Source organism: Kocuria sp. GQ42 (genome assembly GCF_059758435.1).
Genome location: NZ_JCAXEN010000001.1, coordinates 766247 through 781356, shown reverse-complemented (window position 1 = coordinate 781356; position 15110 = coordinate 766247). Strand labels below are relative to the sequence as shown.

The 15110-nt window shown below is 72.0% G+C and carries 11 protein-coding genes; 4 read left to right on the top strand and 7 right to left on the bottom strand.

From position 1 onward, the window contains the following. Nucleotides 1-108 precede the first annotated feature (108 nt). Nucleotides 109-528, top strand: coding sequence for a nuclear transport factor 2 family protein (locus AC6CH6_RS03660; protein ID WP_498254038.1), 420 nt, complete (start codon nt 109-111; stop codon nt 526-528). Nucleotides 529-609: 81 nt separating this feature from the next. Here the strand turns inward: AC6CH6_RS03660 and AC6CH6_RS03655 are convergent, their stop codons facing one another. From AC6CH6_RS03655 to AC6CH6_RS03645, 3 genes are all read right to left on the bottom strand, one after another. After that, nucleotides 610-729 carry a hypothetical protein gene (locus AC6CH6_RS03655; RefSeq protein WP_498254037.1) on the bottom strand — a complete coding sequence of 40 codons (120 nt, stop codon included), beginning with the start codon at nt 727-729 and terminating at the stop codon, nt 610-612. 4 nt (nt 730-733) lie between these two features. After that, nucleotides 734-1237, bottom strand: coding sequence for a recombinase family protein (locus AC6CH6_RS03650; RefSeq protein ID WP_498254036.1), 504 nt, complete (start codon nt 1235-1237; stop codon nt 734-736). Between the two features lie 210 nt (nt 1238-1447). Beyond that, a complete protein-coding gene (locus AC6CH6_RS03645; RefSeq protein WP_498254035.1) occupies nt 1448-2584 on the bottom strand; it encodes a lycopene cyclase family protein in 1137 nt (378 codons plus the stop codon). A 202-nt stretch (nt 2585-2786) separates the two neighbouring features. Here AC6CH6_RS03645 and AC6CH6_RS03640 point away from each other — a divergent pair, with 202 nt between their 5' ends. Continuing rightward, nucleotides 2787-4874, top strand: coding sequence for a M3 family metallopeptidase (locus AC6CH6_RS03640; RefSeq protein WP_498254034.1), 2088 nt, complete (start codon nt 2787-2789; stop codon nt 4872-4874). A 49-nt stretch (nt 4875-4923) separates the two neighbouring features. On the opposite strand, the gene AC6CH6_RS03635 is transcribed toward AC6CH6_RS03640, so the two are convergent. Both AC6CH6_RS03635 and thrS read right to left on the bottom strand, forming a co-directional pair. Next, nucleotides 4924-5502, bottom strand: coding sequence for an HIT family protein (locus tag AC6CH6_RS03635; RefSeq protein WP_368810824.1), 579 nt, complete (start codon nt 5500-5502; stop codon nt 4924-4926). Then, nucleotides 5499-7616 (bottom strand): threonine--tRNA ligase, encoded by a 2118-nt coding sequence (gene thrS, locus AC6CH6_RS03630; protein WP_498254033.1) that lies wholly within the window; start codon nt 7614-7616, stop codon nt 5499-5501. Before thrS ends, AC6CH6_RS03635 begins: the two co-directional genes overlap by 4 nt. 205 nt (nt 7617-7821) lie before the next feature. Here thrS and AC6CH6_RS03625 point away from each other — a divergent pair, with 205 nt between their 5' ends. Next, nucleotides 7822-9012 carry an MFS transporter gene (locus AC6CH6_RS03625; RefSeq protein WP_109243888.1) on the top strand — a complete coding sequence of 397 codons (1191 nt, stop codon included), beginning with the start codon at nt 7822-7824 and terminating at the stop codon, nt 9010-9012. 73 nt (nt 9013-9085) lie between these two features. Here the strand turns inward: AC6CH6_RS03625 and AC6CH6_RS03620 are convergent, their stop codons facing one another. Continuing rightward, the gene (locus AC6CH6_RS03620) at nt 9086-10141 is read right to left on the bottom strand and encodes a PRC and DUF2382 domain-containing protein (protein ID WP_498254032.1); all 1056 of its coding nucleotides are present in this window, start codon (nt 10139-10141) and stop codon (nt 9086-9088) included. Between the two features lie 185 nt (nt 10142-10326). Continuing rightward, on the bottom strand, nt 10327-13710 hold the full coding sequence (locus tag AC6CH6_RS03615; protein ID WP_498254031.1) for a DNA polymerase III subunit alpha: 3384 nt from the start codon (nt 13708-13710) through the stop codon (nt 10327-10329). A 345-nt stretch (nt 13711-14055) separates the two neighbouring features. On the opposite strand from AC6CH6_RS03615, the gene AC6CH6_RS03610 reads away from it, so the two are divergent. Further along, nucleotides 14056-15051 carry a LysR family transcriptional regulator gene (locus tag AC6CH6_RS03610; protein WP_498254030.1) on the top strand — a complete coding sequence of 332 codons (996 nt, stop codon included), beginning with the start codon at nt 14056-14058 and terminating at the stop codon, nt 15049-15051. Nucleotides 15052-15110 lie beyond the last annotated feature (59 nt).

Genomic DNA, 15110 nt, shown 5'->3' with positions numbered 1-15110 from the left:
CGGAGGACGATAGTGAGGATGCAGAGCAACCATGGCAGCGATCGCGATACCGGCTGACTCCGGCCGATGGCTGACACGGTGCTGTGGAAGGAGTTCCGGGAGGAACTGATGGACATCATCGCTGATCCCTTCGAGGCCGCGCAGGCTTCCGTGCAGGCGCGGATCGAGCAGTTCCTGGATGCTGCGACAGCCCAGGACTTCGACCGTCTGGCGTCCTACCATCTGGCGGGACCGAAGTTCACGAAGTTCGACGACGTCGAGCCGTTGGACCGTCAGGACGCCGAAACCGGTATGCGGCTGGAGATTGAGCAGCTCACCGGGATGGAGGACTTCCACGGCCGGTTCGATGACTTGAAGATCGATGTGTTCGGCCCCGTGGCCATCGCCACCGGGATCTTCGTGTGGGACTGTCAGGTCGAGGGGGAATTCGTCTCGGGCCGGTCCCGGTCGACCTTAGTCTTCGTGGACAGCAACGAGCAGTGGTTGATCGCCCACGAGCATCACTCCCCGTTGCCCACCAACGGCTGAGAGATGGTGGCAGCCGGCTGTCGAAGCCGATCACCTGCGACAGCATCTCTACCTACTGGCCCTCAACGGAAGTGACCCCCGTCAGGCCCTCGCACCGGGATCGGGATCGGCGACCATGACCGGCCCAGCGGTCACCGACTCCGGGGGCCGGGGCGGGAGGTGGCGGTAGAGGGTGGTGCGGGTGATCCCGGTCCTGGCCACGATCTCAGCGATCGTGTGCCCAAACTATCGCAGGTGCGCGGCGTATGGCCAGCTTGTCCGGGTCCACCACCGAGGGCCGCCCGATCCGCCGGCCCTTGGCCGTGGCCACCGCCCTCGCGTGGGCGGCCCGCTCGAGCGTGTAGGTGCGTTCCATCTGCCCGAACAACGCCAGCAGCACCACCACCAGCTGCGCCATCGGATCACTCGGATTGGTGGAGTCCACCTTGATCGGGTCCGCCAGGTTGCGCCCCCCTCGCTCGGCGAGGTCGTGGATCAGGTTCAGGGTGTCTCGCACGGTGCGTCCGAGCCGGTCCAGGGTATGCACCACGATCACATCACCCTCCCGGGCATAGGCCAGGGCCGCGGTCAGCCCGGGACGGTCGGTGGTGGCCCCGGACTTGATATCCAGATAGATCCGTTCAGATGCGGTGCCGACCTGCCGGAGGGCATCGACCTGCCGGTCCAGATCCTGTTTGACCGTCGAAACCCGCGCACAGCCCGATTCCATGGCTCATGCGCATTGACCATCGTTTCTGCACGCTGGATGAGACGACTCGCATCCCATGGCTTACGCAAGAGCCTCAACACCCGTGGCGGGGCATGGTGCCACTACGCCGGGTGCCCGCAGCGATCCTCTTGCCCTGTGTCGAATCTGTTGCGACCGCGTGCCGAACGTTGGTGTGCCGGTTCGCCCGGACAGGAGGTGGAGATGACGGGCTCAGATCCATAGACGTGGCTGCAGGAGCATCGTGACCGGCATGGACCCGAGCAGCCCCCGTTCCTGTACGAAAGTGGTTCGCTCGTCGAGGAAGTCAAGGACGAGATCAGCATCCCCGGAGGTGAACGCGGCTTTCATGAATTGCACCGCGCGTTCGGGATCGTGCTCCCACATCTTGAGCACGGGTCTGTCGTACCAGCGGAAGCGTGCGGACGGCCGGGGAGCGTCTGGTGAGCCGGTGGAGGCCAGCGTGGAGGCGAGGTGTTGGGTGTGGCGAAGGATTCGGGTGAAGCCGTAGCCTGTGGTGGCCTTGACGGCCCCGGCGGGACATCCGACGCGCACATGGCGGCCGCGGGGAGGACTGGGGCGGATGCCCAAGGGGATGGAGCCCCGCTCCACGGACAGCAGGGAGAACTCGCTCACACCCCAGACCTTGCGCAGGTAGTCCGACGTTGCCTGTTCGAACGAGAATTCCGGGGTGTGAGCCTTCTCCGGCATGATCCGGGTGATTTCGACGACGGCTTCTCGGGCTGAGATCGGCAGGACGCAGTGGAAATGCACGGGGTCGTGTTCGCCGGACCGAAAGTCGATGAAGGTGGCAACCGATGGGTCGAAGGAGTCGTGCGCAGTCCGCACCCGACGAACCTCACCCGACATGAGCAGTGGTGCCTTGATCCCGGTGGGGGGCACGGTGCTGTCGAAGCAGTGGGACGCCGTGACGAGCCGGCCATCGGAGAGGGCCACGTCCACCGAGCCGGCATGGACCCGTACGCGGGAAACTCGTGCGTCAAGCCGGGTGATCTGAGGGTTGGCATCGATGACGTCGTCGAAGCACCGGAAAACCGCCCGTGACGAGGTGAGGCACAGGCGGTGGCGCTCGAGCGGCAGCACCCGCTGGGCAGGTCCTGTGTCAACCGCGAGGCTCGTGAACGTGGCTGCGGGCGTCAGGGGCAACGGGAGGGCGTCGTCGTGCCAGTAGATCAGTGAACGGTGCGGGTATCGATCTCCGGCGTCGTCGATGATGAGGATCCGCGCCCCGGACAGCCCTGGTTCGCGGCTCAGGAAAAAGGCGAGGCTGCGCCCGGCAAGTCCACCGCCGGCAATGACGACGTCGTACTCCCTCGCGGGGTGGGTCATGAGCAAGGCACTCCTTCTCCGGACGCAGGCATCTCTGCGGCCATTCCCAGAACGTCAGTGGCCCTCGGGGCGAGGTCCAGTCTGGCCGATCCGTCAGGGGTCGTCGACGTCGTCTTCGGCGGCGACACCCGCGTCCACACCCGTTACACCGGGAGGCTAGTCTTGGTCGCACCCGTCCGCCCACCACGACAGAAGCCGGCCCTTGGACAACCCACTCCTGCGCCCCAGCCCGCTCCCCTACGAGCTTCCCGACTTCGGGCGGATCAAGGAGGAGCACTTCCTGCCGGCCTTCGAGGCGGCGATGGCCCAGGACCTCGAGTGCGTGCGGGCGATCCTGGCCGACCCGGACCCGCCCACCTTCGCCAACACCATCGAGGCCCTCGAGCGCGGGGGTCTGGCCCTGGACCGGGTCGAGTCGGTCTTCTTCACGCTGACCGCGGCGCACAACACGGAGGGCATCCAGCGGATCTACCAGGAGCTCGCCCCGCGGCTGTCGGAGCACAAGGCGGACTTCACGCTCAACAAGGAGCTCTACGCCCGGGTCCGGCGGGTGGACCGCACCGACCTGGAGCCGTGGCAGCTGCGCGCACTGGACGAGTACGTCTCCTGGTTCGCGAACTCCGGTGCGGAGCTGACCCTGGACGACCAGCGGCGGCTCCGGGAGATCAACGACGAGCTCTCGGAGCTGAGCATCGGCTACGGCAACGACCTGATCCGGGAGGTCAACGCCTCCGCCGTGGTCGTCGACGACCCGGCGGAGCTGGACGGGCTGTCCCCCACGGACGTCGAGGCCGCCGCCTCCGCGGCCGCCGAGAACGAGATGCCCGGCCGGTACCTGCTCACGCCCTCGCTGTTCACCGTGCAGCCCGTGCTGTCGGTGCTCACGGACCGCGCGCTGCGCCGGCGGATCCACCTGGCCGCCGTCAACCGCGGCACCGGCGAGCACGGCGGCGAGGGCTCGCAGAGCCGCACGGACCTGGTTCCCGTGGCCGCCCGGATCGCCCGGCTGCGCGCGGAGCAGGCCGGGCTGCTCGGCTACCGCAGCCACGGCGACCACGTCATGGCCGGGAACACGGCCCCGTCCCAGGAGGCGGTGCACGAGATGCTGGAGCGGATCACCGGCCCCGCCGTGCGCAACGCCCTCGAGGAGCGGACGGAGCTCGAGCAGCTGGCCGGGCACCCGATCGAGGCGTGGGACTGGCCGTTCTGGGCCGAGCGGCTGCGCCGGGAGCGCTACGCCGTGGACGCCTCCGCGCTGCGGGAGCACTTCGAGCTGGAGTCCGTGCTGGAGCACGGGATCTTCCGCACAGCCCGGGAGCTCTACGGGCTGGTCTTCACCGAGCGCCCCGACCTGGACGGCTACCTGCCGCAGGTGCGGGTGTGGGAGGTCACCGACGAGGCGGGCCGCGGCGTGGGGCTGTTCCTGGGCGACTGGTTCACGCGACCCACCAAGCAGGGCGGCGCCTGGATGGGGTCGCTGGTGCACCAGAACCGGCTGACCGGTCAGCGCCCCGTCGTCGTCAACAACGCGAACTTCACCCGGCCGCCCGCGGGCAGGCCCAAGCTGCTGACCCTGGACGAGGTGGTGACGGTCTTCCACGAGTTCGGCCACGCGCTGCACGGGCTGCTCTCCGACGTGCATCTGCCCTCGTTCTCCGGGACGAAGGTGCCGCGGGACTTCGTGGAGTACCCCTCCCAGGTGCACGAGATGTGGGTGCTGCACCCGGAGGTGCTCCGGCACTACGCCCGCCACCACCGCACGGGCGAGCCGATCCCCGAGGAGACCCTCGCGGGCCTGCGGGAGGCCTCCGCGCACGGGCAGGGCTACCGGACCGTCGAGTACCTCGCCTCGACCTACCTGGATCTCGCGTGGCACGGGATCGAGGACCCCGCCGAGCTGCCGGACCCCCGGACCGTGGAGCAGGAGGCGCTCGCCCGCGCCGGGGTGGACGTGGACGGCATCGCCCCGCGCTACCGGACCGGGTACTTCAAGCACATCTTCGCCGGCGGCTACTCCGCGGGCTACTACTCCTACATCTGGTCCGAGATCCTCGACGCCGACACGGCGCAGTGGTTCACGTCCCGCGGCGGACCGACCCGGGAGAACGGGCGGCGCTTCGCCGAGGAGGTGCTCTCCCGTGGCAATGAGACCGCCCCGATGGAGGCCTTCGAGGCCCTGCTGGGACGCCGCCCGCACCTCGGTGCGCTGCTGGAGCGGCGCGGCCTCCAGCCGCGGGAGGAGTTCGTCCACCGGCGGCGCGGTGCTCCCGCCCGGGACGCCCGCGGCTGAGCGCCGCGGCACCCGGGGGCGGACGGCTCGGGTGTGACGACGACGCGGATCAGGCCGCGGGCCAGGCGTCGGCGATGTCCTGGCGGGTGTCCCCGAGGGTCTGCATGATGGCCTTGGTCCCGGCGAGGACGGGCATGAAGTTGGCGTCCCCGTTCCAGCGCGGCACCACGTGCTGGTGCAGGTGTCCCGAGAGGGAGCCGCCGGCCGCGGCCCCCAGGTTGATGCCCACGTTGAAGGCGTGCGGGGACGCGACGCTGCGGATCGTGGCGACCGCAGTGCGGGTCAGGTCCGTCAGCTCCCGCAGCTCCGCCGGCTCGAGCTCCGTCAGATCGGCCACGTGCCGGTACGGGCAGACCATGAGGTGGCCGGGGTTGTACGGGAACAGGTTGAGGATCACGAAGCAGTGCTCGCCGCGGTGGACGATCAGCGACTCCTCGTCCGCGCGCTGCGGGCCGTTGCAGAAGGGGCACCCGGGGTCCTCCCGCACGGACGGGTCCTCGCCGCGCACGTAGGCGAGCCGGTGCGGGGTCCACAGCCGCTGGAAGCTGTCGGGCACCCCGGGGATCTCGAACTCGTCCTGGCGGATCCAGTGGTGCGGGGGCCCGGCGTCGGGCGCCGTACCGGTCACTGCCCCACCCCGGCCGTCTCCGCGGCGGCGCGGGGGTCCTCGGCGGCGGCGGCCGTCGGCTCCTCGTTGATCCGGCCCTGGATGTGCGCCACGATCCGCTCCACGGCCTCGCCGACCGGGACGCCGTTGTCCTGCGAGCCGTCGCGGAAGCGGAAGGACACGGCGTTCGCCTCGGCGTCCTCCCCGCCCGCGATGAGCACGAACGGGACCTTCTCCTTGGAGGCGGTGCGGATCTTCTTGGGGAACCGGTCCGAGCCGGCGTCGAGCTCCACGCGCACGCCGCGGGCCCGCAGCGTGTCCACCACGCCCTGCAGGTAGTCGTTGAAGGCCTCGGCCACCGGGATCGCCACGACCTGGACGGGGGCCAGCCACGCCGGGAACGCCCCGGCGTAGTGCTCCACCAGCACCCCCATGAACCGCTCCACGGAGCCGAACAGGGCACGGTGGATCATCACGGGCCGCTGCCGGGTGCCGTCGGCGGCCTGGTACTCGAGGTCGAAGCGCTCCGGCAGGTTGAAGTCGAGCTGGATGGTGGACATCTGCCAGGTCCGCCCGATCGCGTCCTTGGCCTGCACCGAGATCTTCGGGCCGTAGAACGCGGCGCCGCCGGCGTCCGGGACCAAGTCCAGCCCGGACTCGGCCGCGACCTCGGCGAGGGTGTTCGTGGCCTCCTCCCAGAGCTCGTCCGAGCCCACGAACTTCTCGGGGTCCTTCGTGGAGAGCTCGAGGTAGAAGTCGTCCAGCCCGTAGTCCTTGAGCAGGTCCAGCACGAAGCCGAGCGTGGTGGTCAGCTCCGCCTTCATCTGCTCCCGGGTGCAGTAGATGTGGGCGTCGTCCTGGGTCATGCCCCGCACCCGGGTCAGGCCGTGCACCACGCCGGACTTCTCGTACCGGTAGACCTGCCCGAACTCGAACAGGCGCAGCGGCAGCTCCCGGTAGGAGCGGCCCCGGGAGCGGAAGATGAGGTTGTGCATCGGGCAGTTCATGGGCTTCAGGTAGTAGTCCTGGCCCTGCTTGGTCAGCTCCCCGGTCTGCGGGTCCCGCTCCTCGTCCACGTGCATCGCGGGGAACATGCCCTCGCGGTACCAGTCGAGGTGGCCGGAGACCTCGTAGAGGTGGCCCTTGGTGATGTGCGGGGTGTAGACGAACTCGTAGCCGGCCTCCGTGTGGCGCTCCCGGGAGTAGTCCTCCATGGTCTTGCGGATGATCCCGCCCCGGGGGTGGAACACCGGAAGGCCGGAGCCGAGCTCGTCGGGGAAGGAGAACAGGTCCATCTCCGAGCCGAGCCGGCGGTGGTCGCGCCGCTCCGCCTCGGCGAGGCGGTTCTTGTACGCGGTGAGGTCCTCCTTGGACGGCCACGCGGTGCCGTAGATGCGCTGGAGCTGCTTGTTCTTCTCGGAGCCGCGCCAGTAGGCGGCGGCCGAGCGCATCAGGGCGTAGCCGTTGCCGATCAGCTTGGTGTCCGGCAGGTGCGGGCCGCGGCACAGGTCCTTCCAGACCGTCTCCCCGGTCTTGCGGTCCACGTTGTCGTAGATCGTCAGCTCGCCGGCGGCGACCTCCACGGAGGCGCCCTCCGCGGCGGCGTCCACGTCCGCGCCGGAGCCGGGGCCCTGGGACAGGGCGATGAGCTCGAGCTTGTACGGCTCGTCCGCCATCTCGGCCCGGGCCTCCTCCTCGCTCACCGCACGGCGGCGGAAGGACTGGGTGGAGTTCACGATCCGCTGCATCCGCTTCTCGATGGTCTTGAGGTCCTCGGGCGTGAACGCCTGCTCGACGTCGAAGTCGAAGTAGAAGCCGTCGGTGATGTACGGGCCGATGCCGAGCTTGGCGTCCTCGTGCAGCTGCTGCACGGCCTGGGCCATGACGTGGGCGGCGGAGTGGCGGAGCACCTCGAGGCCCTCCGGATCGGAGATCAGCACCCGCTCCACGGCGTCCCCGTCGGCCAGCCCGGTGGCGAGGTCCTTGAGCACGCCGTTGACCCGGGCCACCACCACGGAGCGGTCCTCGCGGTACAGGTCCGCGGCGGACGTCCCGGTCCCCACCGTGCGCTGCTCGCCGTCGACGGTGATCGTGAGGGGGGCGGACTCGGGCTGGTGCTCGGGCACGGTGGTCATGGGGAAGGTGCTCCTCGGGTCGGGATCGGCACGCACCGGTACGGGGGGCGCGTGGCAGCGGCACCGGCGGGCGGCGCGCACTGCATCGATGGTACCTGTCGGCCGGTGGGGGCCGCGGCGGTGAGATGATGGCCGGCGGAGGTGAGGCCACCCGATGCCCGCAGACGTTCCCGGACCGCCCGACCCGCCCGCACCGGGAGGGGAGGTGCCCTCTCCCCCGCCGCACCGGCTGTGGACCGCCGGCTTCGTGCTGATGTGGGCGGGCCAGTTCCTCATCTCCATGAACTTCTACCTGCTGATGACCGTCATGGCGCTCTACGCCATGGAGCGCTTCGGCACGGACGAGGCGCTGGCCGGGGTGGCCACGAGCGCGTTCATCGTCGGGGCGGTCCTGGCGCGGCTGCTCACCGGCAAGTACATGGAGCTGCTCGGGCGCCGGCGCGTGCTGCTCGCCGCGCTCGTGCTGCTGGCACTGTGCGCCGCCGCCTACCTGCTCGATACCGGCTTCTGGGGCCTGCTGGTGGTGCGGGTGCTCAACGGCGTGGGCTTCGGCATGGCCACCACCGTGCTGCCCGCGTCCGTCCAGGCCCTCATCCCCGCGCACCGGCGGGGCGAGGGCACCGGGTACTTCATGCTCTCCACCACCCTGGCCGCCGCGCTGGGTCCCCTGGCGGGACTGAGCCTGTCCACGGCGGTGGGCTACGACACGCTCTTCGGGGTGTGCACGGCGGTCGCCCTGCTGGGCCTCGCCGTGGGAGCCGTCACCCGGGTCCCCGAGCTCAGTCTCTCCGCCGAGCAGCGGGCGGGGCTGCGCTCCTTCTCCGTGGGGCAGTTCGTGGAAGCGCGGGCCCTGCCCGTCTCGGCGCTCATGCTCTTCGTGGGCGTGGGGTACTCGGCGGTCCTGTCCTTCCTCAACCCGTTCGCCGTGCAGGCGGACCTCGTGGGCCCCGCGGGCGCGTACTTCGTGGCCTACGCCGTCACCGTCCTGGTGAGCCGCCCGTTCGCGGGCCGGCTGCAGGACCGGCGCGGGGACAACGCGGTGCTGTACCCGTCGCTGCTGCTCTTCGTGGTGGCGCTGCTGCTGCTCGCGGCCGCGGACTCGCCGTTCCTCGTGCTCGCCTCGGGCACGGTGCTGGGCGTGGGCTACGGGGCGGTGCTCTCGGCGGCCCAGGCCGCCGCGGTCCGCTCGGCCCCGCTCACCCGCGTGGGGCTGTCCACGTCGACCTACTTCCTGTGCATGGACGTGGGTGTGGCGCTGGGCCCGATGCTCATGGGGGCTCTGGTCCCCGCGCTCGGCTACCGGGGGATGTACGTGGCGGCCGCGGCGGTGGTCGCGCTGGGCCTGGTCTACTACGCGGCCGTGCCCGGCACGCGGGCCCGGCGGGCAGCGGGGTGAACAGCGTCCGGCACGACGACGGGGCCCCCGTCACCGGAACGGTGACGGGGGCCCCGGAGTCGATCGGGTGCGATCAGATGCGGTCGCGGCGATCGTCGTCGGTCAGGCCGGTGCCGCGCTCGGCGTCGGTCTCGACCTCGACCTGCTCCTTGCGGACCTCGGCGTCGACGCGCTCGGTGTCGCGGACGGTGTCCTTCTCGAGGCCGACCTTCTCGACGCCCACGGTCTCCTTGGCGACGACGGGGCGCTCCTCGTGGAGGGTCACGTCGACGTCCTCCTCGCCGATGGTGCCGGCGGTGGCCTCGGTGCCGCTCAGCGGGGTGCGCTCGACACGGACCTCTTCGCGCTCGAGGGGCACGTCCACGGTCTCGTTCTCCGTGACCACGTACTTGCGCAGACGGGCGCGGCCGGTCTCCTGACGCTCCTTGCCGACGTGCAGCTGCTCCTCGTGGCGGACCACGCCGTTGTCGACACGGTCGGTGCGGTCGCGGTCGGTGTCGGTGAGCCCGGCGGTGCGGTCACGGTCACGGTCGACGTCGGCGATCCCAGCGGTGCGGTCACGGTCACGGTCGGTGTCGGTGAGCCCGGCGGTGCGGTCACGGTCACGGTCGGTCTCGGCGTAGCCGGCGGTACCGGTGACCCCGGCGGTGCCGGCGGTGTCGGTGGCCGGGACGGCGTTGCGGTCGGTGTCCGCGGCGTAGCGGTCGTCGCGGTCGGCGAGACCTGCGGCGCCGGCGGTCCCGGCGGCGCCAGCGGTGCCGGCAACGCCGGCGGTGCGGTCACGGTCGGTGCGGTCGCGGTCGTCGGCGTCGTTGCCGGAGTAGTTCATCTTGTAGTAACGGTAGATCTCCTCCTCCTCGGCCGGGGAGAGGTGCTGGTCCGCGTCCACGTTCGGGGCGTCCTTGACGACGTCCTTGGTGTAGGGAAGGACGAGGCGGTCGCCGTCCTGCTGGGCGCCGTCGGCGGGGACGAAGCTCTCCTTGGTGCCGAACAGACCGGTGTTGACGGTCACGAAGGTGACCTCTTCGGTGTTGTCGTCCAGGAAGACCTGCTCGACCTTGCCGATCTTGTCGCCGTCCGACCCGTAGGCGGTGGCGGACAGCAGTGCGTTCACGTCGTACGTAGCCATGAGAACTCCTTCTCTATTCTGCGAGGCAACGGGCTCCCCTGGACGGGGGGCTCGCCGCGGACGATCTCCGCCCGGGGAGGCGGGGTGCAGCTCGTCCGCTGTTATTAGTAACCATACTGGCAATCAGTTCGCTGGCCAATGGCTTCACCGAGAGTGAAACCCCTGGATCCGGGCGGTTTCCCGGCTCATCCTGCCCCTGATCCCCGGAGGATCGGCGGGGCCGCGGCGCGCACTGCGGCCGGGGTTCCGGGGTCGGCCAGGTCCCAGGCCTGCTCGGCGCTGATGCTGATCCCCCGGGGCCCGGTGCGCCGCGTCCGGCCCCGCACCAGCAGCATCCGCGTGCCGAACAGGTGCTGCCCCGAGCGGGTCTGGGCGTCGGAGAAGAAGGCGCAGTCCACCGCGCCCGTGCCGTCGTCGAGACTGACGAAGACCACCCGCCGGCCGCTGCGCATGGGCGGGGTCATGGTCGAGACCCGCACCCCCGCCACGAGCACCTCGGACCGGTTGCGCAGCTCCAGCAGCCGCTCCGCGGGCGTGACCCCGAGCTCGCCGAGCAGGGGCGCCCAGCTCTCCAGCAGGTGCGCCGAGACGTCCACCGCGAGCAGGTCCAGCTCGGTGCGGACCTTCTCCGCCAGGGTGGGCTCGGGGCGCTCCGCGGGCAGGGCGCGCAGCTCGAGGTCCCCGAGCGGAAGGGCCAGCTGCCCCTCGACCTCCCCGTCCGGCCGGGCGGGCCGGCCGCTGTCCGCCCGGATCCGCAGGGCGTGCACCAGGTCGGCGCGGGAAGCGGGACCGCCGGAGCGGCGCAGCAGGCCGTCGAAGGCCCCCACGGCGGCGAGGCGCTCGAGGGTGCGCCGGGCCGGACGGGCCCGCTGCCGCAGCTCGGCGAGCGAGGCGTAGGGCTGCCCCGCCACGATCCGGCGGACCTCGGCCCGGGAGACCCCGTGGATCCCGGTGAGGGCCAGGCGCACGCCCAGGCGGGCGGGGTCGTCGTCGAGCCGTTCCACGCGGTAGTGCTCGTCGGAGCGGTTGACGTCCACGGGCAGGACGGGGATGCCCATCCGCCGCGCCTCCCCCACGAGCAGGCGCTTGGGGTACATCCCGGGATCGTGCTCCCACAGCCCCGCGAGGAACGCCTCCGGGTGGTGGGCCTTCAGCCACGCGGACTGGTAGGTGGGCACCGCGAACGCCGCTCCGTGGGCCTTGCAGAAGCCGAACGAGCCGAACGCCGCCAGGGTCTCCCAGACCCGGTCCACCACGTCCAGGGGGTAGTCCCGCGCCCGGGCCCGCTCGCGGAAGAACTCCTCCACCTCGAGCTGGCGCTCGGAGCCCAGCCGGCGGCGCAGCTCGTCGGCCCGGGCGAGACCGCACCCGGTGAAGGTGTCGAGGATGCGCAGGACCTGCTCGTGGAAGACGGTCACGCCGTGGGTCTCGGCGAGGATCGGGTCGAGGGACGGGTGGATCGAGACGGGCGCGGACCAGCCGTGGCGGTGCTCCAGGTAGGGGCGCACCATGTCCGAGTGCATGGGCCCGGGACGGAACAGGGAGATGTCCACGATGAGGTCGCGGAAGCTCGTGGGCGCCATCTTGCCGATGAGCTCGCGCTGGCCCGGGGACTCGATCTGGAAGCACCCCAGGGTGTGGGTCGAGCGGATGAGCTCGAACGTCCTCCCGTCGTCCACGGGGATCGCCTCGAGGTCCAGGCGGGGCCGGTCCGGGTGGGTGCGGGCCACCTCGTCGACGGCGTGGGCGAGCGCCGACTGCATCCGCACGCCGAGGATGTCGAGCTTGAGCATGCCCATGGGGTCCATGTCGTGCTTGTCGAACTGGCTCATGGGCATCCCCGTCCCGCTGGACTGCACCGGCGTGCGGTCCAGGAGGCTCAGGTCCCCCAGGATCACCCCGCACGGGTGCATGGAGATGTGCCGGGGCAGCCGGTCCAGGCGCTCGGTGAGGTCCACGAGGAGGTCGAGCTGCTTCTCCTGGGCCACCTGCTCGGCGAAGTCCCGCAGCTCCGGCTGGCGGGCGATGGTCTCCCGCAGCGCCGAGGCCGGCAGGTGCCACAGCTGCTTGGCGGCACCGTCCACGGTCTCGGGGTCGATGCCGAGCGCCAGCCCGGCGTCCCGGACGGCGCCGCGGGCCCGGTAGGCGTTCTGCATGCTCATGAGACTCACCCGTTCGGGGCCGAAGCGCTCGAAGATCCGCCGGTAGACGCGGTGGCGCTCGGCCGACTCGACGTCGATGTCGATGTCCGGGAGGGTCGAACGGTCGTTGGAGAGGAAGCGCTCGAAGAGCAGCTCGTGCTCGAGCGGGTCCACCTGGGAGACGTCGAGCAGATAGTTGACGAGCGAGGACACCCCCGAGCCGCGGGCGGCGTGGCGGACCCCCATCTGCCCGATCATCGCGGAGACCTCGGCCACGGTGAGGAAGTAGGAGGCGAAGCCGAGGTCCTCGATCACCCCCAGCTCCTGCTCCAGCCGGTCCCGCACGGCCCGCCTCGCGCGGCGGCCCGGGTAGCGGCGGCCCAGTCCCGTCTCGCACCGGGCCCGCAGCTCCGCGGGCGCCGGCCGGTCCAGGCCCAGCACGGAGGCCTCGGGCACCACCGGCCGCCCCCAGCCGCAGTCGGCCACCGGGTCCAGCCGGCACCGGTCGGCCACCCGCTGGGTGCCCGCCAGCAGGGCCGAGGTCCCGGCGACGCCGAGGTCCGCGGCCCGGGCGATCTCCGCGGCGAGCGCGCGCATCTGCCGGGCGGACTTGAGCCAGCCCTGGCCGTTGGGCTGCAGCGGCTCCGGCGCCGCCGTCCGCCGGGACGTCCCGGTCCGTCCGGCGCCCCTGCCGCCGGGGGCGTGGCCGGCGCGCGCCCCGAGGGTCTCGAGCGGGGTGAGGGCGCGGGCGGCGTCGAGGACGTCGGCGGTGGCGGCCTCGGCGGGGGTGGCGTAGCGCACCGCGTTGGTCAGCACAGGGGTCAGCCCCGCCTCGAGGGCGGCGCGCAGCATCCGGGCCGCGTGGGAGGTGCTGCACGCCGTGCCGGGGGCGGCGAGGTGCGAGACCACCTCCACGGCGAGCGCCGGTGCGGGGAGCAGGGCCCGCCAGCGGGCCAGGGCGGCGCGCCCGGTGCGGTAGCGGCGGGCCGCGAGCTCCTGCCCGACGTCGGAGGCGGGCCCGAGCAGGACGGTCAGGACCGGCTCCCCGTGCCGGGGCGAGTGTGCGGAGGCCGCGATCTCGGCGGCGGTCACCCCGGGCGGGCCCGCTGCGGCGTGGGCGGTGGAGACGAGCCGGCACAGGGCGGCGTAGCCCGCACCGGCGGTGCCACCGGCCGCCAGGACCACCACGCGGCCGAGGGCGCGCTCGCGGCCGGGGTCCAGCAGGGCGAGGTCGACCCCCAGGACCGGGTCGATGCCGTGCTCCCGGCACGCGCCCAGGTGCTTGATCGCGCCGTAGAGCCCGTCCCGGTCGGTGCAGGCGAGCGCGTCCGCGCCGTCCGCCGCGGCGGCGGCCGCCAGGACGGCAGGCCGGCTGACCCCGAAGTGGGCGCTGAAGGCGGTGGCGACGTGCAGGTGCGGAAAGCTCACGCCCCCATTCGAATACGTGTTCGAATCTTAAGTCAATTGCAAACTGCCGAGGCCGCGAGAATCCCGGCTCCTGGGCGTCCGTCGCGGCGCACGCGGGCCCGGGACGACGCCGAGCCGGGCGGGACACGATCCGCCCACGGCCCGCAGGGGCGCCGCGCACGGGGACGCCCTGGTTCCAGGACGGGGGAGGCCGCACTTCTGTGGCATGTTGTTTCCTGCACCCACGGGCAGGACCGAGGGGTCCGCACCCCCGGGGCGGGTCGGGGCCGCACGGACGCGGCCCCACGGCAGGACGGGGCGGTCGGGCCCGTACGCCCCGCCGCACGGACGCAGGAGGAGACGACGATGGACGTCCGGCAGCTCACGTACTTCCTGGCCGTGGTGGACCACGGCGGCTTCACCCGGGCCGCGGAGCAGCTGCTCATCGCCCAGCCCTCCCTGTCCCAGACCGTCAAGGGCCTCGAGCGGGAACTGGGGGTGCCGCTGTTCCACCGGATCGGGCGGCGGGTGGTGCTCAGCGAGGCCGGCGAGGAGCTGGTGGGCCCGGCCCGGGTGGTGGTCCGGGACCTGGAGGCCGCCCGGGCCGCCGTCGACGACCTGCGCGGGGTGCGCAGCGGCCGCCTGGACGTGGTCGCCATGCCCTCCCCCGGCGTCGAACCGCTCACGTCGATGATCGCCGCCTACGCGCGGGCCCACCCGGCCGTGACGGTCAGCGTGGACGCGGCCTTCACCCCCGAGGAGGTGGCCGACGCGGTGCGCACCGGCCGCGCCGAGATCGGCGTCCTGGGCTCGGAGCACCCGTTCCGCTCCGCCGAGGTCGAGGTGATGCACCTGGGGCAGCAGCCCCTGGTGCTGATCGTGGCACCGCAGGCGGACACCTTCGGTGGCGGGGACGCCATCCGCCGGGAGGACCTGGCCGGGCACCGGGTGGTCGTCTCCCAGCAGGGCTCGCTGATGCGGCGGCTGGTCGACGACGCCCTGGCCGGCGGGGTGCCGGTCGAGATCGCCGCCGAGGTCGCCCACCGCACCTCGGTCCTCCCGCTGGTGCTGGCAGGGGTCGGGCACGCGGTGCTGCCCTCCTCCTGGACCCCGCTGGCACGCCAGGCAGGGCTGCGGGTGCTGCGGATCGAACCGGTCACCGTGCTGCACGTGGCCGCGCTCAGCCGCCCGGCGCACCTGACCCCGGCCGCCCGCGCGTTCCTGGCGGTCGCCGCCGAGCACGCGGCCCGGCACGCCGCGGACCACCCCCGGGCACCGGAGCGGGCGGCGCCGGGCCGGGCCGAGGGGGCGGGCCGGCAGGAGGGGACGGCGCCGCAGGACGTGCCGCGGATCGTGTCATAGGGAATCCCTATCCGGGGGATGGGATTCCGGTCTTGGACCTCACGCTGCTCGGAGCGCTC